23 protein-coding genes, 1 pseudogene and 2 other annotated features are annotated in these 24454 nt (G+C 36.0%); of the genes and pseudogenes, 8 read left to right on the top strand and 16 right to left on the bottom strand.

The features are described from left to right. Positions 1-114 precede the first annotated feature (114 nt). The 4 genes from BLV40_RS06935 to BLV40_RS06920 form a co-directional block, all read right to left on the bottom strand. Positions 115-1440, bottom strand: coding sequence for a bifunctional S-methyl-5'-thioadenosine deaminase/S-adenosylhomocysteine deaminase (locus BLV40_RS06935; RefSeq protein WP_170833634.1), 1326 nt, complete (start codon positions 1438-1440; stop codon positions 115-117). Positions 1441-1533: 93 nt separating this feature from the next. Beyond that, positions 1534-1878: a YunG family protein gene (locus BLV40_RS06930; RefSeq protein ID WP_026592019.1), complete on the bottom strand. Its 345-nt coding sequence runs from the start codon at positions 1876-1878 to the stop codon at positions 1534-1536. A 30-nt stretch (positions 1879-1908) separates the two neighbouring features. Next, positions 1909-2355: a GNAT family N-acetyltransferase gene (locus tag BLV40_RS06925; protein WP_090689922.1), complete on the bottom strand. Its 447-nt coding sequence runs from the start codon at positions 2353-2355 to the stop codon at positions 1909-1911. A gap of 132 nt (positions 2356-2487) precedes the next feature. After that, positions 2488-3411, bottom strand: a complete 924-nt coding sequence (locus tag BLV40_RS06920; RefSeq protein WP_026592021.1) for an alpha/beta hydrolase — start codon at positions 3409-3411, stop codon at positions 2488-2490. A 151-nt stretch (positions 3412-3562) separates the two neighbouring features. Between BLV40_RS06920 and BLV40_RS06915 the strand changes: the two genes are divergently transcribed. After that, positions 3563-4324 carry a DODA-type extradiol aromatic ring-opening family dioxygenase gene (locus BLV40_RS06915; RefSeq protein WP_090688397.1) on the top strand — a complete coding sequence of 254 codons (762 nt, stop codon included), beginning with the start codon at positions 3563-3565 and terminating at the stop codon, positions 4322-4324. 80 nt (positions 4325-4404) lie between these two features. Here BLV40_RS06915 and BLV40_RS06910 read toward each other — a convergent pair whose 3' ends face one another. From BLV40_RS06910 to BLV40_RS06895, 4 genes are all read right to left on the bottom strand, one after another. Then, positions 4405-5619: a multidrug efflux MFS transporter gene (locus BLV40_RS06910; RefSeq protein ID WP_026592023.1), complete on the bottom strand. Its 1215-nt coding sequence runs from the start codon at positions 5617-5619 to the stop codon at positions 4405-4407. Positions 5620-5855: 236 nt separating this feature from the next. Further along, on the bottom strand, positions 5856-6719 hold the full coding sequence (locus BLV40_RS06905; RefSeq protein WP_090688394.1) for a GNAT family N-acetyltransferase: 864 nt from the start codon (positions 6717-6719) through the stop codon (positions 5856-5858). Positions 6720-6733: 14 nt separating this feature from the next. After that, positions 6734-8083 (bottom strand): sensor histidine kinase, encoded by a 1350-nt coding sequence (locus BLV40_RS06900; protein ID WP_244525343.1) that lies wholly within the window; start codon positions 8081-8083, stop codon positions 6734-6736. After that, positions 8080-8751 carry a response regulator transcription factor gene (locus BLV40_RS06895; RefSeq protein ID WP_090688391.1) on the bottom strand — a complete coding sequence of 224 codons (672 nt, stop codon included), beginning with the start codon at positions 8749-8751 and terminating at the stop codon, positions 8080-8082. Before BLV40_RS06895 ends, BLV40_RS06900 begins: the two co-directional genes overlap by 4 nt. A 177-nt stretch (positions 8752-8928) precedes the next feature. Between BLV40_RS06895 and BLV40_RS06890 the strand changes: the two genes are divergently transcribed. Genes BLV40_RS06890 through BLV40_RS06880 form a run of 3 tightly spaced genes read left to right on the top strand, consistent with a single transcriptional unit; the run spans position 8929 to position 11280 of the window. Beyond that, on the top strand, positions 8929-9861 hold the full coding sequence (locus BLV40_RS06890; protein ID WP_026592027.1) for an ABC transporter ATP-binding protein: 933 nt from the start codon (positions 8929-8931) through the stop codon (positions 9859-9861). Next, entirely contained in the window at positions 9836-10552 is a 717-nt protein-coding gene (locus tag BLV40_RS06885) for an ABC transporter permease (RefSeq protein WP_090688387.1), read from the top strand. Before BLV40_RS06890 ends, BLV40_RS06885 begins: the two co-directional genes overlap by 26 nt. Further along, positions 10552-11280, top strand: a complete 729-nt coding sequence (locus BLV40_RS06880) for an ABC transporter permease (protein ID WP_026592029.1) — start codon at positions 10552-10554, stop codon at positions 11278-11280. The genes BLV40_RS06885 and BLV40_RS06880 overlap by 1 nt, the downstream gene beginning before the upstream one ends. A gap of 58 nt (positions 11281-11338) precedes the next feature. On the opposite strand, the gene BLV40_RS06875 is transcribed toward BLV40_RS06880, so the two are convergent. Continuing rightward, positions 11339-12052, bottom strand: a complete 714-nt coding sequence (locus tag BLV40_RS06875; protein WP_090688384.1) for a DUF554 domain-containing protein — start codon at positions 12050-12052, stop codon at positions 11339-11341. 409 nt (positions 12053-12461) lie between these two features. On the opposite strand from BLV40_RS06875, the gene BLV40_RS06870 reads away from it, so the two are divergent. After that, positions 12462-13550, top strand: a complete 1089-nt coding sequence (locus tag BLV40_RS06870) for a CapA family protein (RefSeq protein WP_026592030.1) — start codon at positions 12462-12464, stop codon at positions 13548-13550. Positions 13551-13595: 45 nt separating this feature from the next. Here the strand turns inward: BLV40_RS06870 and ilvA are convergent, their stop codons facing one another. From ilvA to BLV40_RS06835, 7 genes are all read right to left on the bottom strand, one after another. Next, the gene (gene ilvA / locus BLV40_RS06865; protein WP_090688380.1) at positions 13596-14858 is read right to left on the bottom strand and encodes a threonine ammonia-lyase IlvA; all 1263 of its coding nucleotides are present in this window, start codon (positions 14856-14858) and stop codon (positions 13596-13598) included. Positions 14859-14892: 34 nt separating this feature from the next. Beyond that, entirely contained in the window at positions 14893-16566 is a 1674-nt protein-coding gene (ilvD, locus tag BLV40_RS06860) for a dihydroxy-acid dehydratase (RefSeq protein ID WP_090688377.1), read from the bottom strand. Positions 16567-16611: 45 nt separating this feature from the next. Continuing rightward, the gene (locus tag BLV40_RS06855; protein ID WP_090688375.1) at positions 16612-17625 is read right to left on the bottom strand and encodes a ketol-acid reductoisomerase; all 1014 of its coding nucleotides are present in this window, start codon (positions 17623-17625) and stop codon (positions 16612-16614) included. Positions 17626-17640: 15 nt separating this feature from the next. Continuing rightward, positions 17641-17871: an ACT domain-containing protein gene (locus BLV40_RS06850; protein WP_026592034.1), complete on the bottom strand. Its 231-nt coding sequence runs from the start codon at positions 17869-17871 to the stop codon at positions 17641-17643. After that, positions 17868-19592 (bottom strand): acetolactate synthase large subunit, encoded by a 1725-nt coding sequence (ilvB, locus tag BLV40_RS06845; protein WP_139265499.1) that lies wholly within the window; start codon positions 19590-19592, stop codon positions 17868-17870. The genes BLV40_RS06850 and ilvB overlap by 4 nt, the downstream gene beginning before the upstream one ends. A 24-nt stretch (positions 19593-19616) precedes the next feature. Next, positions 19617-20516, bottom strand: coding sequence for a branched-chain-amino-acid transaminase (gene ilvE / locus BLV40_RS06840; protein ID WP_026592036.1), 900 nt, complete (start codon positions 20514-20516; stop codon positions 19617-19619). A 152-nt stretch (positions 20517-20668) separates the two neighbouring features. Continuing rightward, positions 20669-20912 (bottom strand) — a binding site (T-box leader). A gap of 67 nt (positions 20913-20979) precedes the next feature. Continuing rightward, positions 20980-21226, bottom strand: a binding site (T-box leader). A gap of 229 nt (positions 21227-21455) precedes the next feature. Continuing rightward, positions 21456-22514, bottom strand: a complete 1059-nt coding sequence (locus BLV40_RS06835; protein WP_244525342.1) for an FUSC family protein — start codon at positions 22512-22514, stop codon at positions 21456-21458. A 675-nt stretch (positions 22515-23189) separates the two neighbouring features. Here BLV40_RS06835 and BLV40_RS06830 point away from each other — a divergent pair. The 3 genes and pseudogenes from BLV40_RS06830 (at position 23190) to msrA (ending at position 24430) form a co-directional block, all read left to right on the top strand. Next, positions 23190-23606, top strand: coding sequence for a DUF1259 domain-containing protein (locus BLV40_RS06830; protein WP_090688369.1), 417 nt, complete (start codon positions 23190-23192; stop codon positions 23604-23606). Between the two features lie 94 nt (positions 23607-23700). Then, a pseudogene (locus BLV40_RS27855) lies at positions 23701-23804 on the top strand (short-chain dehydrogenase); the annotation flags it as partial. A gap of 89 nt (positions 23805-23893) precedes the next feature. Further along, a complete protein-coding gene (msrA, locus tag BLV40_RS06825; protein WP_090688367.1) occupies positions 23894-24430 on the top strand; it encodes a peptide-methionine (S)-S-oxide reductase MsrA in 537 nt (178 codons plus the stop codon). Positions 24431-24454 lie beyond the last annotated feature (24 nt).

Below are 24454 nucleotides of genomic sequence, written 5' to 3'. Positions count from 1 at the left end.
AGTCGTGTTATTCTGTTGAATATTTATTCGTTTCACATAAAATTCACAAAAAAACGCTCTCCTCTTGTATTTCATTAAAAAGGATAGCGTTCTTTATCAATTTGTCTATTTCAATTACATCTTCAACCCTCGTTTATAACGACTCGCTTCAAAAATAATTCGCTCTTCATCTAATGTTTTACATTCACCGTTCCACACAATGTGCTTTCCGTTAATTACAACATCTGATATATCTTTCCCACTCGCGGCATAAACAAGGTGTGACAATACTTCTTCCGCTGGTTGCAAATGCGGCTTATTGGATGGATCAATTGTAATAAAGTCGGCACATTTCCCTACCTCAATTGAACCTGTTTGTTTCATTCCAATTACTTCTGCCGCACTTTTGGTGGCTAATGAAAGAGCTGTTTCAACAGGTAGTGCAGTTGCATCCTTATGGATACCTTTTTGCAATAAAGTGGCAACGCGGAGCTCTTCAAACATATCTAGGTTATTGTTAGATGCAACACTATCTGTGGCAATACCAACTTTGATTCCCGCTTCTAACATTGCCTTAACATCTGCTATACCAGATCCTAATTTCAAATTACTATTAGGATTATGAGCAACACGAACATCATGTTCTGCTAAGAAAGCGCGCTCATTTTCATTTAGCACAACCCCGTGTGCAATAACTGTCGGTCTCTGAAATAAACCACAACTTGCCACATACTCTACTGGACGTTTGCCATATTGCGTTTCAATATCACGTACTTCACGCTCTGTTTCCGAAAGATGGATGTGAACCATTGTCTGATTTTCCACCGCAATGCGTGCACACTCTTCTAGCATTTCTGTAGAACATGTATATGGACTATGAGGGGCAATCATTGTTGTTAACATGTCGCCTTCACTGTAATATTGTTTTACATATTTCTCCGCATCTTGAATTGCTTTCTTCTCATCCTCTTTCGTTCCAAAGCTAAATAAAGTTCTTGAAACTGCAGCACGCATTCCACTCTTACGGACCATTTCCATAATAGTATCTTGATCTACACCAATCGGATTAAACATATCAGAGAATGTTGTTGTCCCACTCTTCACCATTTCTAATAAACCAAGTTCTGTACTCGCAACAGCAAGTTCTGGAGTAAATTGACTTTCCAGTGGCCAAATTCTTGTTTCAAGCCATGGCTGGAGCAACATATCATCACCAATGCCACGTAAAAGAGTCATTACAACATGTGTATGCGTATTCACAAGACCTGGCAATAACCACTTTCCTTTTAAATCGATTACTTCATCCACTTGATCCTGATTAGAAAATTCTCCATTTTGTACTTCTATAATCTTATCATCTTCTACGATGATATATCCGTTTCGTAACACTTCATTCTGTTCATTTAGCGTTGCAATCGCAGCGCTTACATAAGCTGTTTTCAAAAGTTTTTCCCCTCTCAACTCTATAAAGTATATTCCTTTTTGATAAGTTACCACCATTATAGTAACTTATTAAACATTGAGAGTCAAAAGATATTTCACTTCAGACAAATTCTATTGCATAAAGATATGCACTTTTTGTTTTAAAGTATAATATTGCCTTTCATTTGTGTCTGCAAATGCTTCTTCTCTATTAGAAGGAATGTCCATATAAGTTATCTCTTCAAAAAATTGTGATGATGTAAAATCATATCGTTTGCCATTTATCATATTGTAAAAATGCCAAACTTCGTCAACTTGCGTCTTCTTTATTTCTTCTCCAAACAAATCGTGTATAACAAGTGCTGTTACACCGCATTGCCCTTTTGCTGGATTTTCTATCGTCCACTTTGAGCTTGTTTCAATTGACCACGACTTTTTTAAGATTTCGTACACCTCTGCAAACTTTAACTCATTCATTTTCTCAGCATCCCCTATGTAATATCGATTCTATACATCATATTGTAAAAGTGGCAAAATCCGATCTTTAAAAACAGTTGAAGGTGTCTCACCGATTAATTTTGCGCCCATTTTCATATAATACCCTTTTGCATTTGGATCACTATCAATTGTAAATCTCTTAATTCCCAAGTTAGCTGCTCTTTCTACAACACTTTGCCATAAAAGTTTCCCATAACCTTTCCCCTTATAATTTGGATGTAAATATAAGAAATCAAGAGCATCCTCTTCTTTACGCAAAAACGAGAAAAAACCAATTTTTACTCCTTGATTTTCTAAAACATATACGTAGTTATTGACAATATACGCTTCTGTAATTGTTAAATCTTCCTTACATGCTAATATAAATTCTTCGCTGTAATCCCAAGTTGCTTTTGAATTTAGTGCTAGTTCACTTAATTCATTTGCTTCGTTTAATAACGCTTCCCTTACTTTCATTTCTCCCTCTCCTTTTGTAGCTATGTCTTGAAAATCTCTTTCTATATATTCTACATTTATAAACTCACTCACGATTCCCCTCCAATTTCTTAAAATAAAAGTCTCACTTCTACAAAAAGTGAGACTTTTATTTTATGCATTATGTTCATTTAACCAAGCTATCAAATCTTGAAATACTTCATCCCTATTCACTTCATGAAACATTTCGTGCCTTCCATTTTCATATAAACGAAGTGTTACATCTTTCACACCGCATTTTTTATACATATCGTACACCTCTCTTACACCTTTCCCCATGTCGCCCACCGGATCACGATCTCCAGAAAAAATGTGTATTGGAAGGTCTTTAGGTGTTTTTTTATATTCCTCTAGTTTATTCACTTCAAGCACACCGTTAAATAATTCACGATAAAAACTTGTTGAACAAATAAAACCACATAATGGATCTTCTATGTATCTATCAACTTGATTTGTATCTGAAGAAAGCCAATCAAACTTTGTACGATTCGGTTTAAAGTTCGAATTAAAATTTCCAAATGATAAAAAGTTTAACATTGGACTTTTTGTTTTTGCACCACGTAGCTTCATTTCAACTGTTGCCACTTTATGACCTACTACACCTAAAAACCCAGGATTTCCACCTGTCCCAGAAATAAGGAATCCATCATAGAGTTCACCACGAAGTTGCACAGCACGTCTAGATAAGAAAGAGCCCATACTATGTCCTAATAAAAAAAGCGGACAATTATGTTCATTACGAATAAGTTCCGATAAAAAGATTATGTCAGAAACAGCTTGATCCCAGCCAATATTCGGTTCAAAATGGCCGTAATCCTCTTCTTGTTTTGCTGTTTTTCCATGTCCCCGGTGATCATGAGCATACACACCATAACCAGCCTTCAATAAAGCATCAATATACTCTGTATAGACACCAGCATGTTCCGTCATACCATGTGCAATCTGTACAATTCCACGAATTTCACTTTCCGGTAGCCACTTACGTAAATAAATTTCCGATCCATCCAATACCGTAACAAAGCTTTCCTGTATGTTCATTTTCACACCCTCCAAATCCATTATGTATATTTTTATAAAATGAATGAGTATTCATTATTCTTACTATGTATTATATGCAATTGTTTTCGTAATGACAAACACTGTATTTTCTAAACGAATCCTCAAATTATATTTCTAGGAGGGAACCATTATGATACCATCATTATTTTTAGCACACGGCTCACCAATGCTTGCTATTCAAGATACAGACTATACACGTTTTCTAAAAACACTTGGAGAAACATATAAACCAAAAGCAATTTTTATTTTTACAGCACACTGGGAAACTGAAGTATTAACCATCTCATCTTCAGATGATGAATATGAAACAATTTATGATTTCGGCGGATTCCCTCCCGAATTATATGAAATACAATATAAAGCAAAAGGTTCTTCAGCCATCGCAACAATGCTCGAAACAAAATTTAAACATAAGGGGATTCCAGTTCACAAAGATACAACTCGAGGGTTAGATCATGGTTCATGGACACTATTACATCGTATGTATCCAAAAGCTGATATACCTGTCGTTCAAGTTTCAGTAAATCCATTCCTTCCCGCAAAAAAGCAATATGAAATTGGACAGGCAATTCAAGGACTTGGACAAGAGGATATTTTAGTAATCGGCAGCGGTGTTACTGTGCATAATTTACGTGCACTCAAATGGGATCAAACAACGCCTGAAAGTTGGGCTGTTGAATTTGATGACTGGATTATAAAACATATGCAAAATAACGATAAAGATTCATTGTGTAACTGGGAAACCGCTGCTCCTCACGCACGTTTAGCCGTTCCAAGAGCAGAGCACTTTGTCCCACTTTTCATTGCTATGGGAAGTGGGAACACTGAAGGTAAAGTGATTCATCGTAGCTATGAACTTGGAACATTAAGTTATCTTTGCTTTCAGTTTTAATTAATTTAAAACAAAAAGGATGAAGCACCGTTCACTTCATCCTTTTTATTCAATCTTTACAACCTTTATAATTCACCCTATTAACTAGCTTCCAAATGCTCTTTTTCTGATTCCATTGCGCTTTTACTATTAAAATATACCCAAATGCAAGCCAAGAATAAAAGCGATGCTGTAGAGAAGAATACATATTGAAATCCAGCATGTGCGGCAATCTGTCCTCCGAGTACTGGTCCAATCATATTTCCTAAAAACTGAAAGGATTGATTATATCCAAAAATACGTCCAGTCACATGTTGTGGTGTATGTTGTTTAAGTAGGGTTTGTACGGAAGGTAACAATCCAGCTTGTGCAATCCCTAATAGAAAACGCAATATTAATAATTGCCAAGCAGCTGTCACAAACGCTTGTGGAATAAAAACAATTCCTGCGACGCACAATGCTACAATTAACGTTTTTTGAGGGCCAATATGATCCGATAATCTTCCGAGTTTAGGAGCTGCTAAAATGACTGCTAGACCTGTTGCAGATATCACCGCCCCCGCAATTATCTCAATATGATCCATATGAGGACCCGCTAAATGTTTCACATACAACGTAATAATAGGTTGTATGGACATATTTGCAAGTTGAATCATAAAAGTTGCTACAAATAGGCTTATAATAAAATGTTTCGCCGGGACCATCGTCCATACTTTTTTTGGTTGCTCTTTTTTTGCTTGAACAGAATGATTCGATTCATGTAAAAAGAAAAAAACAATTAAGAATGAAAGAAATAAAAAAGCACCCGTTACTAAAAATACATGACGCATTCCGATTAATTCAGACAAATAGCCACCAAGCATCGGGCCAAGTAAGGAACCACTTACACCACCGGTTGATATAGTAGAAATTGCCCAACCTGAATGCTCTTTCGGTGTTTCTGCTGCTATAAATGTGATTGCAGTCGAAAGAAATCCTGACACTGCCCCCATAAAAAAACGAAGTGCAACTAATTGATATACATTTGTAACAAATCCCATAAGCGTCATAATCATCGCCATACCAAGACTCGCACGAATAAGCATCAATTTCCGGCCATGTATATCACCGAGTTTCCCCCATATCGGCGATACAATTGCGCCCATTAAAAATGTTACACCAAATGCAATTCCTGACCACTGTGCAATTTCAGATGTTCCCGTTACGCCTAGATCCTCAATATAAAAGGATAAGAATGGTATCACTAAGCTCATACCTGCCGCCGTAGTAAAACAACCAAGCCAACAAATCATTAAATTTCTTTTCCAGCTGGCCATTTTCGCACCTTCTTTCTTAGATACCCATTCTACACCTTTCTACTGAAAAAGTTTAGCAATACGATTCAAAAGAACATATACGTTATTGAAATAAACTAGCAGTTCAGCTTAATAAGAAAAATCCTGCATTTTCACTATAGGATTTTGATTAAATCTTATTCAAAAACTGCAATAACATGTAAGAACAATAAACAACCCTCCTATTGCTTCTGTAACATTTCTACTCAAAGTAATCTCTATATAATATGTATTACTTGCGCATCACAACTCTCCTCGTAAAACTCAATCGGACCTGCCTGACCAATCACTGCATATTCATAACCAATTTGCTTCATTTCAGCCAAGCATCTATGTAATAGTTCTCTTCCTACACCATTTACACGATTATTTTTAGCGATTCCCATCGGTCCAAACAGCCCCTTCTTTCCTCTTACAACATCATAACAAGCAAAACCAATAATCTTTTTCTCTTGCACTGCGATATACATTGGAATTTCTTGATATATTTGAAAACCATTATGAATTGCATCAATCCATCTTTCTCCAAATTCAAACATAACAAATTGAAGAAGTTCTTCTAAATCAGATTGAACAACTCGTCTAACATTGCAAAAGGCATGTTTCATACTTGTTGGTATTTCATAACTATTCAAATTTACAGTCATATCTCTTGGTACTGAAACAATCTGTAAAATACTTTGTTTCATATCTTCGTCTATTAGACTTGCAATTGTCTCATCTTGCTGAAGGATCACGCTTAAAATATGTCCTTCATTCAGATATAATTGATTAAATCGCGCCATCTTATGTTTAGCTAATTGTAATATCTCCATTGTTTTATAAGAAACTTTGTATCCTTGTACTTCTATATATCTTTTATCCTGAAAGCCCGCCTGTTGTAATTGTACAAATTCCGTTACAAAATCTAGCCCTATATTATGAAATAAATACATATATAATTCACTACAAACCCCTGTTCCTTCTTTATACGCTCCTATAAATAAATCTAACGGACGAATGATGTATTCATTATATTTAGATTCTTTGCTTGCAATTTGAAACATTCTATTTACTCGTTTTGTGAACTGGAATTCTCTCATATGTATTCTCCCTTTTACAGCAACTGTTTAAATATATACTTAACTCCCGTATCATCAGACTTTATATCCCATTCAATATCCATCTCTTTCGTCATAACTGCAATAATGGATAATCCAATTCCCGCACCTTTATTTGGCGAATGAGTATTTTGAAAACCTGGCCCATGGTCAACAACTGTAATTGTTTTTTCCTCATGGTTTACATATACTCCTATAAATTTCCCATCAGCTGCATGCCTAACTACATTTTGAATTATATTATCTATAATTCTTTGAAACCAATTTTCATCGATGTTCCAAAACAATTGCTTTTCTGGAATCACAATATCAACCTCAAAACCTTTCTCATCTAATATGTCATACCATGATGCAACAAGCTTTCTCATTAAACGTGTCATATCCGATCGTTCTGGATGATATGGATATTTCTTTGCCGTTATTAAAGAATAAGATAATAAATTCTCAATTAATTCTGCCACATAATTTATTTTTTCGTCCATTAACATCATTGTTTGATACCCTTTTACCGAAATCACTTCTTCTTTCAATGAATCTATTTGTGCACGCATTATCGTTAATGGTGTCCGTAAATCATGAGAAAGATCGGCAATTAATTTTCTACGAAATTGTTCCTCTTCCTCCTCCTTCAATCGACTTTGCAGTAAAGCCTCTACCATACGATTAAAAGACTCTTCTAATAAACCGATCTCGTCTTGCTTTGATATAGAAATTTTTGACGGAAGTGTCTGGTCATGAGGAAGTTCCATTGCTTTTTGTAGCTTTAATAATCTTTTTCTAATCTTAAGAAAAAAGATGATAGAGATAATGATAAACATCGTAAAACATCCAATAATAACCATTCTAAAAACAATTTCATATCTTTCACGTATTTGAGTAATTGGTGCTTTCACATATTTCCTCAGAATTTGAAATACCATAAACGCCCCTTGTTTCTCTTTTCCAATGTAAGATACAACTGTAAATGGATCCCCTTCAAAACTCCTTTTCATAAACGCAACTGCATCACTTGCACTCCACTCCTGTGGAATATTTTGTTTTTCAGGAATTTGAAGGTTCGTTTTCCCTTGACTATCCACCCAAAACATTGATCCTTCTGGATATTTTTCTTGAAACTCTCGAAAAGTTCGCTCAATTCCTTCAGAATTTTTTTCGTGTAAATCTATCGCTTTATTTCTCCATTCCTCTTCTATTTGCACACTTGAATATGCAACTTTAAAATCTTCTATCCACTCTATATATTTAATAAAGAGAAACGAACTGAGTGGGACAATAAGAGGTAACATTATAATCGCTATAAATATGATAAATAGGTACTTTCGTAATAATGATGTACTTTTTATCATACTTTACACCGATAGCCTATCCCACGTATTGTTTCTATTATTTGAGGGCTACTAGGGTTTCTTTCTATTTTTTCGCGTAAATGACGGATATGAACCATCAATGATTTATCCCCTTCTATGTAGGATTCATTCCATACCGCTTCAAAAATTTGTTCTTTCGTTAATGTACGATTCATATTCTTTATCAAATAAAAAAAGATTTGATGCTGCTTTCCTGATAAAACAATTTCTTCACCCTTGTCTGTATCAACAATCCGGTATTCTTTCATAAATACTTTTAAATGTTTCACATGTTGCACTTCTGCTCCATCTTTATTGTACCGCCTTAATAAAACTTCAATACGTGCCATTAACTCTTTTGGATGGAATGGCTTTGTTATATAATCATCAGCAAATGTTAATCCATATATTTTATCTTCTAATGTTGTTCTTGCAGTTAGCATAATAATAGGGGTATCTGGATATTCCCTTTTAAAACGTTGACCAAGTGTAAAACCATCAAGACCTGGCAACATAACATCTAAAACAATAACATCTGCTATTTCACATACTTCATTGGCACCATTCTCTGAAGTAAACCATGCAACTTCATACTCTTGTTTTTGCAGTTCCCTTTTGACCCATTCCCCAATCTCAAGATCATCCTCAACATATAAAATGTGTGTCATTTTTTCACCCTCATATATAAATTTAACCGTTCTCTTCCATCATAAGAAATACAACACGATTTGAAAACCAATACACTCCAAAATTAGGTAATGCTGTATAAATTTAAACAAATCTTAAACTCTTCTAACATTATCATTAACCTTTATTTCCTATACTTGATTTGAGGTGATAGGAATATGAATTATATTTTGGAAACGACAGGGTTAACAAAAAGATATCGAAATGATTATGTAGTACATAACGTAGATTTAAAAATTCCAAAAGGAGAGATTTATGGATTTCTCGGGCCTAACGGAGCTGGTAAAACAACTAGTATTCGTATGCTTTTAGGCCTTATTAAACCAACGCAAGGAAGGGTCACTATATTTCAACAAGATTTAATGAAAGAGCGTTTATCGATACTATCTAAAATTGGAGCTCTTGTTGAAAATCCATCTTATTATGCCCACCTAAATGCCCTTGAGAATTTAGAGGTTTACAGGATTTTAAGAAATGCTCCGAAAGAAAAAATTGAGGAAGTGCTACAAATTGTCGGTTTACAACATGCTTCCAAACAAAAAGTAAAAGAATATTCATTAGGAATGAAACAACGGTTAGGAATTGCCATTGCCTTACTTGGTGATCCACAGCTATTAATTTTAGACGAGCCGACAAATGGACTCGATCCAGAAGGGATTCATGAAATTCGTATGCTAATTAAACAACTGGCGAAAGAAAGAGGAATTACCATCCTTATCTCTAGTCACTTATTAAGTGAAATTGATCAAATGGCAACTTATGTTGGAATTATCGCAAAAGGAAAGCTTATTTTTCAAGATAAAATAGAGATATTGCGCCAGCACGCTCAGCATTCTATTACACTTAGGACAGACAAACCAGATGTAGCTTGGAAGCTCATTCTCGCTAAAGGGATTCCTTCTATGCAAGAGGAAAATCAAATTATTCTATCAAATGTATCAAATGAAACTGTTGGCGAAATTGTAAAAACACTTGTAACACATAACATTTCTGTATTCCGAATTGAAGAAAATAAAAAGTCACTCGAAGAGATATTCTTACAGCTTATAAAGGAGGAAGAGACACATGTACAAACGCCTCTTTCAATCTGAGCTTTTAAAAATAAAAAGGAAATGGATTTGGTTTTTAATCTTTTTAGGACCAATAGGTGTTATTTCTCTTCAAGCATGTAACTTTTTTCTTCGATATGATTTTTTGACAAATAAATATGCGAAGGATTTATGGAGCGGCCTCATTTCTGAAGCTCAACCACTTGCTCTCACAACTCTTATATTAGGAATTACGATCGTTACTTCTTTAATTGCACACATAGAGCATCATTCTAGTTCATGGAAGCATCTCTTATCCTTACCTATTAATAAGGGGCATATTTTTCTAGTAAAATTCATACTGGTATTTTTCCTGCTTACTGTATCTTGTTCTTTATTATTGATTGGCATAGTTGGATTGGGTTTAGTATTACAATTCGATGCTTCAATTCCATGGCTTTCTATATTTAAAATGAGTTTCTATCCTTATTGGTCGGCACTGCCAATTGTAGCTCTTCAACTATGGATTGCCATCATATTTCAAAACCAAAGTATCGCATTTACAATCGGACTGTTAGGAACTATTTTCACAATGTTTTCAATAGCTCTTCCCAATTGGTTTATATGGAGATGGCCAAGCCTACGCATTGACTGGGGATCTCCACTTCTATGTGTAGTAATAGGCCTAATCGTTGGTATATGTATGTTATGTATTGAAACAGCAGATTTTACTAGAAGGGATGTGCATAAATAATGCTTTGGCTTAAAACCATACAAGCTGAATTTTATAAAATAAAAAAAACCAAAATATGGACATTACTATTTTTAAGCCCGACTTTAGCAGGAGTAATAGCTTATGCAAATGCCTCAAACTATCCCGATTATAAACATTGGGAGCTAATTTATAATATCATGATACTGGTACATGGTATGTTGCTTCTTCCATTATTAACAGGCATTTTCACTGCATTTATTTGCCGATATGAACATTCAAACGGGGGATGGAAACAACTTTTGGTGCAGCCGATAGCAAGGTATCATACCTATATAACAAAATTTTTCTTTGTTCTCTTATTTGTAGGTACAATGCAAATTCTCTTCATTATAAGCTATGTTAGTGTTGGACAACTTTTACATATATCTAGTCCATTCCCTCTCATTCCTACAATTAAAAGTATTATAGGCGGTTGGATTGCTACTCTGCCTTTAATCGCCTTACAATTATGGGTTTCAACCATCTGGTCTAGCTTTGCGGCACCAATTGCTTTAAATGTTATAGCTTCCATACCCGCTATGGTAATTGCAAATTCTGCAAGGTTTGGTCCCATTTACCCATGGTCCCAACCTTTTCTTGCAATGCTTCCTAAAGAAGGATCTGGGCTGTTTTATATCTCTTTTCAAACACTGGTATTTGTCGTAATTGGGAGCTTTGTGATTTTATTTATAGGTGGCTTTATTCATTTCATGAAAAAAGCATATTAATTTTTACATACAAATAGTCCACAACTGTTCCAAAACAGTTGTGGACTATTTAGCTTAATTAAACATACAAATTATATCCATACATAATAGAAACAATTATTCCAACTACAAGTATCCCTGGCAATAAGTTTGCCACTTTAATTTTAATAAAACCAAGTAAATTTAATCCGATTGCAAAAATCATAATTCCGCCAGTTGCAGCCATTTCTATGATAAACTGATTCATTAGCTTTTCTGGTACAAAGCTATTAATTTGCGTCGCGAAAATCGCAATACCTCCCTCATATAAAACGACTGGTATCGCTGAAAATAGTACGCCTATTCCAAGCGTTGTCGTTAAAATGAGAGAAATAAATCCATCAATTATTGCTTTTGTAAATAGCACATCATGATTTCCACGAATACCACTATCTAAAGCTCCAAGTATCCCCATTGCACCGATAGCAAAGATTAATGTAGCTGTTACAAACCCAAGGGATATACTACCTTCTCCTTTTGAGCCAACCTTTTTTTCTAACCAATCTCCTAAACTCTTTAATTTCTCTTCTAACTCCAGCCATTCTCCAGCCACTGCACCAATAACAAGACTTATAATTACAACAAGAAAGTTTTCACTTTTCAATCCCATTTGAAGACCAAGTACAGTAACAGCTAAACCGATTGTATGCATAACTGTCCCTTTCATACTTTCCGGAATATTGCTTAATAGTTTACCTAAGATAGTACCAATTATGATACAAATTCCGTTCACTACCGCTCCTAATATAACCATTGTGCCTTCTCCATTCTCTTCAACCATTATATTTCTAATTTTTATATCTACCATACAACAAAATACAAGAACTTTTAACAGAATTTTCGAAACCCTATAAGTAAAATTGACTTATGTATTGTATTCTTTCATCGTTTCATGTTACCGTAATATTGCATACACTATGAGAGGAGCTCTCAATACATGCCTATAATCTAACAGACGTATCTTTCAACCTACATATCATGTCTAGCATACATAAACTATTAAGCACTTACTCATTTTCTTACATATCATATGAAACTCTTATCAGCAGATTTTCTAAAGGTCAGTCATTATATAAAGGGAAACTTTAATCAGCCCTCACCAATCAAGATTTTACGGGCAGCCCGGAAATAGCGGGAGAATATTGAAAAAAGGAAAGATAACTATGACAACTTTATTTAAACGATTTATTTTAATTGTAATTCTTATTACGCCAATTGTTTTATTGATTAATAACTCCTTTACATCAAAAGCAAAAGATGCATCCGGAGTCGAAAATAAAAAAGAAAAAACAAAGAAAAAAGAAGATCCTGAAATTACACTTACGTTCTCTGGTGATACAATGTTTGATTGGCAATTGCGACCGGTTATTCAAAAAAACGGAGCTGATTATCCATTCCAACACGTAAAAGATGAAATAGCAAAAGCTGATATTTCCTTTATAAACTTGGAATCTACATTTACAACACGTGAGAAAAAAATTCCGGGTCAACAATTCTGGATTAAAAGCGACCCTGCCACCTTACAAACTATTAAAAATACCGGCTATGACATTGTCAATATCGGGAACAACCATACACTCGACTATGGACAAGAAGGTTTAATGGATACGATATCTCACGTAGAAAATCTAAAACTTCCTTATATTGGAGCAGGAAAAAATGCGAATGATGCATACACAGCAAGAGAAATTACAGTGAAAGGGAAAAAATTCAAATTCCTTTCCTTCGTTCGTTTCATGCCTGACTTTACCTGGGTAGCTGGTAAAGACAAGCCAGGTGTTGCAAATGGATATGATATCAATCAAGTCACAAAAACGATCAAAGAACAAAAGAAAGACGCTGATTATCTGATTGTGTATATGCATTGGGGCGTTGAAAAATCAAATAGACCTGTAGACTATCAAAAACAGTATGTACCGAAAATAGTCGAAGCTGGTGCTGATGCGATTGTTGGAAGTCATCCACATTGGTTACAAGGATTTGAATATTACAACAATGTCCCTGTCGCTTATTCGTTAGGAAACTTCTTGTTCCCTAACTATGTAAAAGGAAAAAGTGCTGAAACGGGTGTATTAACTCTTACCTTTAAAGGAAAAGACGTACAGATGTCATTTAATCCTTACATCATTCGTAATAATCAAATTTCACCAACTACTCCTGAGGAAAAGAAAAAAGCATTACAATATTTACAAACTGTTTCAACTGATGTAGAAATCGATGAAAATGGAACAATTAAAAACAAACGTAGTTAGAAAAAAGGAAGCTTTTGCATAAAAAGCTTCCTTTCTCTTTGTATATTAAATTAACAAATCAAACAAAACAGGATTTTTATTTAACTCCATAAATTGAATATTATTTTCTTGAAAACGGGTAATTAACGGCTCATAATCTTCTTTATGTTTTAGCTCTATCCCAACAAGCGCAGGCCCATTTTCTTTATTATGTTTTTTAATATACTCAAAACGAGTGATGTCATCTTCTGGTCCTAAACCTTTATCAAGAAATTCTCGCAATGCTCCTGAACGCTGCGGGAATTCAATAATAAAATAATGTTTTAATCCTTCATAAATGAGAGAGCGTTCTTTCATTTCTTGCATTCTATCAATATCATTATTGCCACCACTTAACGTACAAACAACGGTTTTCCCTTTAATTTCATCCTTGTAAAAATCGAGTGCTGCAATTGAAAGGGCACCAGCTGGCTCCGCAACGATTGCATTTTTCTTGTACAATTCTAAAATTGTTGTACAAATTTTCCCCTCAGGAACCAACACAATATTATCCAACACTTCTTTACAAATTTCAAAAGTCAATTTCCCTACTTTTTTAACCGCTGCCCCATCAACGAAACTATCAATTTTTTCTAGGGCTACATTTTCATTTTGTAAAAAAGCCTCTTTCATCGATGCTGCTCCCTTTGGTTCTACACCGATTACTTTTGTAGCAGGACTCACACCTTTTACATATGTACCAATACCTGATGCTAAGCCCCCTCCACCAATTGCAGCAAAGATGTAATCAACAGGTTTCTCTATATCGTGTAAGATTTCAACAGCGACTGTCCCTTGTCCTGCGATTACATACGGATCATCAAATGGATGAACGAACGTCATACGATTTTCTTCACAATAGCGCTGCGCTTCTTGAAAAGAGCTATCAAATGTATCCCCGACTAATACAATTTCCGCATAAGCACCACCAAAAAATTGTACTTGTGATACTTTCTGCTTCGGTGTTGTTGTTGGCATAAAAATTTTCGACTGAATCTTCAATAAATTACACGTATATGCAACTCCTTGCGCATGATTCCCAGCACTCGCACATACAACACCATTTTGCAATTGTTCTTTCGACAAACTTTGAATGACATTGTAAGCACCACGAATTTTAAACGAACGAATCACTTGTAAATCTTCCCGTTTTACATATACGTCACATTCATATTTCTCAGATAAAACTGAATCCCGTTGAAGCGGCGTTTTATTGACGATATCCTTCATATGATTATGAGCCACAAGGATATCTTCGATTTTCACTCTCTCCTTTACATTTTGCACCATCTCATATCATTCCTTATCTCTTTTTTATATCGGTTCAATCAAAATTTTGTATTTTCAATACTGCACCTGTATTTGCTGATGTTACCATTTGTGCATAGCGTCCAAGCCATCCTGTTTTCACTTTTAACTCTGGTTTTTTCCATTCTTTTCTACGTTTTTCTAATTCTTCATCACTTACTCTCACTTCAAGTAAACGTTCTTCTACATCAATACATACGATATCACCGTGCTCAAGAAGTGCAATTGTCCCGCCGGCAGCAGCTTCAGGTGAAATATGCCCTACTGAAATACCTCGTGATGCCCCTGAAAAACGACCATCTGTTAACAGTGCAACATCTGCACCTAATCCCATACCAGCAATCGCCGAGGTTGGTGCTAACATTTCTGGCATCCCAGGTCCACCTCTTGGTCCTTCATAACGAATAACAACAACATCTCCCTTTTTCACTTTACCTAGCATAATCCCTGCAAGTGCCTCGTCTTGAGATTCAAAAATAACGCATGGTCCTTCAAAACGTTTCACTTCTGTTGCACCACTTTTAATAACAGCCCCATCTTTTGCAAGGTTTCCTTTTAATATACGCAGGCCACCTTCTTCACTATGAGGATTTTCAAGAGAATGAATGACTTCTTTATCATGAATTTCTGCATGAGCAATGTTTTCTCTTAATGTCTGACCAGTAGCTGTAATACGGTCCAGATGGAGTACACCCTCTTTTCTACTTAACTCTTTTAAAATAGCACTGATGCCACCCGCACGATCAATATCTTCCATATGCCAATTAGAAGCCGGACTCACTTTACATAAATGTGGAACGCGTCTTGAAACTACATCAATTCGGCTCATATCATATTCAAGTCCCGCTTCCTGTGCGAGTGCTAACGTATGTAATACCGTATTTGTTGATCCCCCCATCGCCATATCTAATGCAAATGCATCATCAATCGCCTCTTCTGTCACGATATCTCGAGGTTTAATATCACGTTCAATTAATACTTTTAATTTTTCAGCTGCTTGTTTAATAAGTTCCTCACGTCTTGGATCAGTTGCTAAAATACTCCCATTCCCAGGAAGTGCAAGTCCTAATACTTCACATAAGCAGTTCATTGAGTTTGCAGTAAACATACCTGAACAGGAACCGCAAGATGGACAGCCATGATCTTCAATATCCTTTAATTCTTCTTCTGAAATCTTTCCAGATTGATAAGCTCCTACTCCTTCAAAAACAGAGCTTAAGTCGACTACTTCACCTTTCGATGTTTTCCCAGCTGCCATCGGTCCACCTGAAACAAATACAGTCGGAATGTTAACACGTAATGCCGCCATCATCATACCAGGTGTAATTTTGTCACAGTTCGGAATACAAATCATCCCATCAAACCAGTGAGCATTTACTACCGTTTCAACCGAATCCGCGATTATTTCACGGCTTGGGAGCGAATAGCGCATACCGATATGTCCCATCGCAATCCCGTCATCTACCCCAATTGTATTAAATTCAAATGGAACCATTCCTGCTGCACGTACGGCTTCTTTTACAAGGCGACCAAATTCATTTAAATGTTTATGCCCTGGAATAATTTCAATAAAAGAATTACAAATGGCTACAAAGGGCTTATCAAAATCCTCATCTTTTAAACCAGTTGCTTTTAATAAACTTCGATGTGGTGCTTTATCAAAACCCTTTTTAATCATATCGCTTCTCATTTTTCCAAATCCTTTCCTGTTCACTTTTATTCATCTAATTTCACTCTATTTTTTTACTAACTTTTTTCCTTCTGACCCCTGAATCCAACTCATCATTTCACGGAGTTCCGCTCCTACTTTTTCAAGTTGATGATTTTGCTCTGCTTTTTTCATTGCATTATAAGTCGGGCGCCCAGCTTGGTTTTCTAGAATCCATTTCTTTGCAAATTCGCCTTGCTGAATCTCCGAAAGAACTCGTTTCATTTCTTTCTTCGTTTCATCTGTAACAATTCTAGATCCTGTTACATAATCACCAAACTCTGCTGTATCTGAAATAGAATGGCGCATATTCGTTAAACCGCCTTCGTACATTAAATCAACAATTAATTTAAGCTCATGTAAACATTCAAAATACGCAATTTCCGGACGATATCCTCCTTCTGTTAACGTTTCAAAACCTGCTTTTACAAGTGCCGTTACCCCTCCGCATAATACAGCTTGTTCTCCAAATAAATCCGTCTCTGTTTCTTCTTGGAATGATGTTTCAATTACACCAGCACGTGTACAACCAACTCCTTTTGCATATGCAAGAGCAACATCAAACGCTCTCCCAGTTGCATTTTGATGAACCGCAACTAATGCAGGGACCCCATTTCCTTCTTGGAAAACACGGCGAACAAGATGTCCTGGACTTTTCGGCGCAACCATCGCTACATCTACGTAACTTGGTGGCTGGATTTGTCCAAAGTGAATATTAAATCCATGTGAGAAAAGTAACATTTGTCCTTCACGAAGATTTTCTTCTACTTCATTTCGATATACATGCGCCTGCTGTTCATCTGGCAATAATACTTGCACAACGTCTGCGGTTCGTACCGCTTCTGAAACTGGCATTACTTCAAAACCATCCGCTTTCGCTACCTCAAATGATTTCCCTGGACGAACTCCGACTACAACACGAACTCCAGAATCACGTAAATTTTGTGCTTGCGCATGACCTTGTGAACCATAACCAACTACCGCCACTGTTTTCCCTGCTAATACCTCTAAATTCGCATCTTGTTCATAATATGTTTTCATTTTCACATACACTCCTTATAATTTGTTTACTTGCAGAACATCAATTAACTTTTTCAACTGATTTACGAGCAATGTCGCTTCATTTTCTGTACAAACTGTTATAAGTTTCATTTCCGAAATCTCTCTTGTTTCTCCTTCATTTAAATTTAAAGAAGAAATATTATAACCACGCCGAGCAAAAATCCCACATACTCTTAGTAAAACTCCAGGATCGTTATTGACAACGAGTGAAAAAGTATGACTCATTCTTCCCACCTCTTCATAATCATTTCATGATTCCCTTTATTAGGAGGGACCATGGGAAATACGTTTTCGCCCTCTTCTACACAAAAATCAACAACAACTGGTCCTTGATGACAAAATGCTTCTAACATGACTTGTTTCGCTTCAATTGGATTTGTAGCGCGCAAACCTTTTACTCCATATGCTTCTGCTACTTTTACAAAATCAGGTGATCCAATCTGTGATTCTGATAAACGATTTTCATAGAACATCTCTTGCCACTGTCTGACCATGCCTAAAAACTTGTTATTAATAATAAAAACTTTCACTGGAATATTATTTTCAGCAATTGTTTGCAATTCTTGAATGTTCATTTGAAATGAAGCATCTCCCGCAATACAGACAACTGGCTTATCCTCAAATGCAAGCTGAGCACCAATTGCTGCTGGGAATCCAAACCCCATCGTTCCTAGTCCACCAGATGTTAGAAATGTTCGCGGTTTTTGCGCCTTATAAAAATGCGCTGCCCACATTTGATGCTGTCCGACTTCTGTGGTCACAATTGCTTCACCATTTGTTAGTTCACTTACTAAATGAATCACATGCTGCGGCTTTAATTTTGATTCACTCTGTTCATATGACAGCGGGTATTCTTCTTGCCATGTTCTTACTCTCTCTACCCATGCATCAGTTTGACATGCTACTCGCATATCTACTAACATCTGCATCGCTCGTTTCACATCCCCTACGATTGGATATTCTACCGCCACATTTTTATGAAGTTCCGCTGGATCAATATCGATATGTACCTTTTTCGAATGAGGTGAAAATAACTCTAACTTTCCTGTGACTCGATCATCGAAACGAACTCCAAATGCAAGAAGCAAATCACATTCCGTTACTGCCATATTTGCAGCATACGTCCCATGCATACCAAGCATCCCTAAAAACAGAGGATCTCCTGGTGGATAAGCACCAAGTCCCATTAAAGTTGAAACGACTGGAATTTGATTCCGCCCCGCAAATGTTAGAAGCTCTTCAGATGCATCTGCATGAATGACACCGCCGCCGATATACAGTAGCGGACGATCTGCTTTTGAAATTGCCTCTGCCACGCTCTCCAGCTGCATTTTGTCTGGTTCGATCCGTGGCTTATAACCAGGAATTTGAACTTCTCCTTCAAAAACATTCGTTACAATAGAATTTTGAACATCCTTTGGAATATCAATTAACACCGGGCCCGGCCGTCCACTTTTGGCAATATAATATGCTTCTTGCAATATACGTGATAACTGATTTACATCCCGTACTTGATAATTATGTTTTGTAACCGGCATTGTAATTCCCACAACATCCGCTTCTTGAAATCCATCTTTTCCAATGAGAGGTGTCGCTACCTGGCCGGTAATAACAACTAAAGGAATCGAATCCATATATGCATCTGCTAAACCAGTAACTAAGTTTGTAGCCCCTGGACCGGAGGTAGCAAATACTACCCCGACCTCCCCAGAGGCTCTCGCATATCCTTCCGCACCATGAATGGCAGCTTGTTCATGACGCGTTAAAATATGTTTCAAACCACTGTCATACAGCGCGTCATAAACTGGTAAAATAGCTCCGCCCGGATAGCCAAACACGGTTGTTACACCTAATTTTTTTAAGCAGTGAATCACATGTCCGGCACCTGTTACTTTTTTTACTTCTCCGCTATATACTTCATCACACACTGCATGTTGTTCCACCATTTCAATAACTCCTTCCCCTGTTTGTTAAGCTAAACTTTCTGCTAGTCCCGGAACGCGCACTCCTCGCTCTCTCGTTAACTTTTTAAATTCTTCCGTTAACTGTTTTGTTACTTCCCCTGGATTTCCATTTCCAATTTCTCTTGAATCCACTCTTACAACTGGAATTAATTCCGCTGCAGTTCCTGTTAAAAATACTTCATCTGCTACATATACATCGTGACGAGTAAATGGTCTTTCTTCACAAGGAATATTTAGCCGTTCACAAAGTTCAATGACACTATTTCTTGTAATCCCTTCAAGAGCTCCTAAATAGGCAGGTGGCGTTACTACTTTTCCATCTTTCACAATGAACACGTTATCTCCCGATCCTTCACAAACATACCCTTGTTGATTTAACATAAGCGCTTCAAGCACACCTGCTTGTGCTGCTTCAATCTTCACTAATACGTTATTTAAATAATTCATCGACTTGATACGTGGGTCAAGTGCGTCTGGCATATTCCGACGAGACGCAACCGATACAACGCTAAGCCCGTTATCATAAAACTCTTGCGGGAACAACTTTAACTGTTCCGCAATGATGATGACACTTGGTTTCGTACAGCTTCTTGGATCCAGCCCTAAATCCCCTTTTCCTCTTGAAACAATTAATCTAATATATGCATCTGCATATTCATTTTTTTGTAGTGTCTGTAAAACTGCTTGTTCCATCTCTTCGATTGTCATTGGGATTGTTAGTAAAATCGATTTCGCAGATTCATATAAACGCTTTAAGTGTTCTTTTAAACAAAATACATTTCCTCCGTAACTACGAATCCCCTCAAATACGCCGTCTCCATACAAAAATCCATGATCATAAACAGATACAACAGCCTTTTCTTTCTCTACTAATTCTCCATTCATATAGATATACTGGTTTTTCATCCTACATCGCTCCTCTTTTTTTATCTCTTTATGTGCAATCCATCTTTGTATCGATTGCTGAGAAGAATATATTTTTCTAAATCTTCTGTAAATTAATTATAAAAATATCCTCGCCTCAACAATCGATTTTCTACAAACGTGTAATAATCCATTGCTGAGACGAGGGAATCGTGGTACCACTCAGCTTCCTTATACTTCTCGCGAAATACAAGCTCTGTAAGTCCTATTAGACTTTTGTTCTTTTATCGTGAACAACTCCGCTGCGCTCTACTCAGTTTTTTCGAGGGCAGTGCTCTGAGGTGATTTTCAACCGATACAATTGTTACCACCCTCACAGCCACGGGGTAGCTCTCTGAAACAATCTATATCGTTTACTCTCCTCTTCTTTGCATTACTCTATTCTCTTTTCTAAAATAAAAACTCTCGCCTCAGCAATCAATCACTACATCATAGTAGCTTTGATTGCTGAGGCGAGAGTTTCGCGTTACCACTCAGCTTCCTTATATTTCTCACAAAATATAAGCTTTGTAAGTCCTATCAGACTTTCATCCTTTTACCGGAGATGAAACCGCCGCCCTCTACTCAGTTTTCCTTTCGTAAGCGATGCTCCAAGGTGATTTTCAATGATTCGATCGTTACCACCCTCACAGCCACGGGGCAGCTCTCTGAAACTTTCGTAATCATCTACTTTTCCTCTTCCTTGCATATACAATATATAAAAGTTAGAAAATTCTTAATTCAACTTTAGTTGTTACACGTATTATAGGACTTTGATCTTTTCATTGTCAATATATTTTTCGAAAAATTTATATTTTAAATTATAATCAAAATATTTAAATGTGGATCTTTTTTGTTAAAACATAGATTTTGGTATGTTAAGAAGAAGCTTTTTTGCTAACCTAGCATCCCCACAGATTCTCTTGTACAAGAACCGAGCTACTAATAATTATCCTTCCTTAACTCTTGAATAAATTTAAGCGTTTCATTATACAAACCCAATTGATATCTATAGTGCTCTAATTCTGGTGAGATATTGATTTGTACAGAAATCGAAGATAAGTCTAATAAATCCAGATGAAATTTAGAAACCCTAAAATTTTGACGATCCTCTGAACTCTTATTGAGTTGATTTTCTATGTACCTTCCTAGCATTTGTAGTTGAATCGTCCATTGTTGTTGATCCGTTTTTGAAATGCAGTCTGTGTTAGACCAGTCACTAAATGTATTGATTATATTAGAAAGGTAGATATACCCTACCTTTAACTGCACAAGGAATTGTTCGTTTTGTTTTAATATTTGTTTTTTATTCTTAGCAAATGGATTCAATTTCAAACTTTTTTCCGCCAGCTTAAAATCTTTTTGCACTTGATGCAGTTCCTGAAGTAGATTCGTCACATCTTTTCTTAACTGCTGCCCGTTAACAGAGCCACAATTCGTATTTACCCAATCAGCTGTTCTTTCAAACAACTGTACAAGATGAAATCCAAACTGACTTAAAGTCTGACGAGCTTCCTTCACATAATTGGGTGGGAAAATTATCATATGGATAATAACGGCAATAAGTGCTCCTATAATAGTATCTCTGATTCGATCTATGACATAATAATTTGTTTTATGAACAAAGACAAAAACTAATAAAATCGTTAAAGCCACTTGATGTATTATTGTTTTATGTACCCTTAGTATAATTGGAAGCAACATTCCTCCAAGCAATAATAACCCTATCGTCCACCCATTTACTTCTAAATGATTGATAATAAAAACGGTAACGGAAATCCCGAAAATAGTGCCGATAATTCTGTAAAAAGCATACATGGCAGAATGTTGGACTGTTTCTTGTATAGAAAGAATAACAGTCAGTGGTGCCAAATAAGGATGTTTTGATCCTAGCATTTTTGCTAATTCCCATGATAAACCAGAAGCTAAAGCTATTTTTGTTATCAGCATTACTCCTTTTAGTAGTCCAGTCTTTTTCTTACCTATGTTTTTTTCATACAAACTCCTTTTTCAAAAAATCACATTAGATAAAATCCCCTACACTTACTCTAAATGACAGACAATCCAGTTACCGAACATGAAACTTGATTATTTCACCAATACAAAAATAAATCGAACCTTCATGAAAAGGTGTATTTAACCTAAATACATGACTCTATATAAAAATAGCTACAAAAGTAAATTTAATTTATACCTACTATTCATGCTCTGTTCTATATTTTTTTATCCTTCCATTATCCATAGGACTATACTTTACAAGCAATCGAACTTCCCATAACAGGAATTATTGGAACAATGATGGTATAACATATAGAACTAATACCTATTCAAGCTGAAATTTTTTTGAATTGACGAAAATATGTTTCATGTTCATTTCCCACTTTTTCTGAAATTAATAGGTCATAAATTTTTAAGAATTCACACATTGTGACCTGTTTTTCTTTGCTGTAGAAGAGGAATTGTATTTAATTATTAAAGTACAATTCCTTGATTCGTCCTATTTTTAATGTGTTAGAGCAAGGAGGCATAAGTAATCATATGAGTTAATTTGTACATACGGATCAACACCGCCTCTTTGAAGCTCAAAGAAGTTAAAAAAAATCTGCATGAGCCTAGCGCATGAACTATACGAGAATATAAGACAAATCATTTTGTACGATAAAGGGGAGTAGATCCATGAATGATTTAAATAGTCTTTGCGGACAATTTGCTACAATTCTTAAAGGAAAAAGTAAAATAAATCAAAATGGTTGTTCGGTATCTTTACGTCGCAATTTTAATGTGCTTGTTCAAGGAAAGCTCAGTGGCAATGTAATACCTGTAGGAGTAAGTTTTGAATCTTTGGATCAAAGTGGGAATGCTTTAAATTTAGGAGAAATTGCTATTTTACAAGAAGAAATCCCTTCATTTATGCGCGCAATTGTGCAACAGGGAATTATTGTTAGTGCTTTACACAACCATTGGTTATATACGAGTCCATTAATCATGTACATTCATCTCCAATCAGTGGAGCCCCCATTACATTTTGCGAAAAAATTAGCAAATTCTTTTTCAGCCTTAAGTAGTTATCCGGTTGCTGACACCGAGAGTTAATGTTAGACGAATCATATGTATTTACCTTTACCAAACATGTTCTCACTGTCTACGATCCCTTTAACTTTCTTTACGTAATCTAAGAAGTGAGCAAGGTGCAATAGAGTACATTGCAGATACGGCTACATTTCTCGCTTCCCTGACAACCGTTGGGTTACCGGTCAATTGATCGATGTGAGTGGCGGCTCTTGCTTATAAAAACACATATTTGCAAATCTTTTTTATTGCGGAATAAAACAATTTATATAATACTAGATAAAACATATCTATTTAGGAGGATTACAGCAATGACAGAAAAAACATACGAACTCGCAACCTTTGCAGGTGGCTGTTTTTGGTGCATGGTAAAACCATTTGATGAGCTTCCAGGTATTCAAAAAGTTGTTTCAGGCTATGCTGGTGGTCATATCGAAAATCCAACATACAAACAAGTAAAAGCTGGAACATCTGGACATTTAGAAGTTGTTCAAATTACATTCGATCCTTCTATTTTTCCTTATCAAAAATTGCTAGATTTATATTGGCCACAAATTAATCCAACCGATGACGGCGGACAATTTTTTGACCGCGGTCCATCCTATCGCACAGCAATTTTTTATCATAATGAAAATCAAAAAGAGCTAGCTCAAAAATCAAAGCACGCGCTAACTAAAAGTGGTATGTTTAAAGACCCAATTGTAACAGAAATTCGTCCACCCGCTCCTTTTTACGAAGCGGAAGAATACCATCAACATTTTTATAAAAAAAATCCTGAGAAATATGCTCAGGAGCGTAAAGAATCTGGTCGTGAAGATTTTATTAAGGAAAATTGGCAACAGAAATAATAAATGACATCTTTAAGGCCGATG

It is taken from the genome of Bacillus sp. 166amftsu, assembly GCF_900107445.1.
In the GTDB taxonomy this organism is placed as follows: Bacteria; Bacillota; Bacilli; order Bacillales; family Bacillaceae_G; genus Bacillus_A; species Bacillus_A arachidis.
The sequence above is the reverse complement of the archived record's forward strand: the minus strand, read 5'-3'. Positions and strand labels throughout refer to the sequence as shown.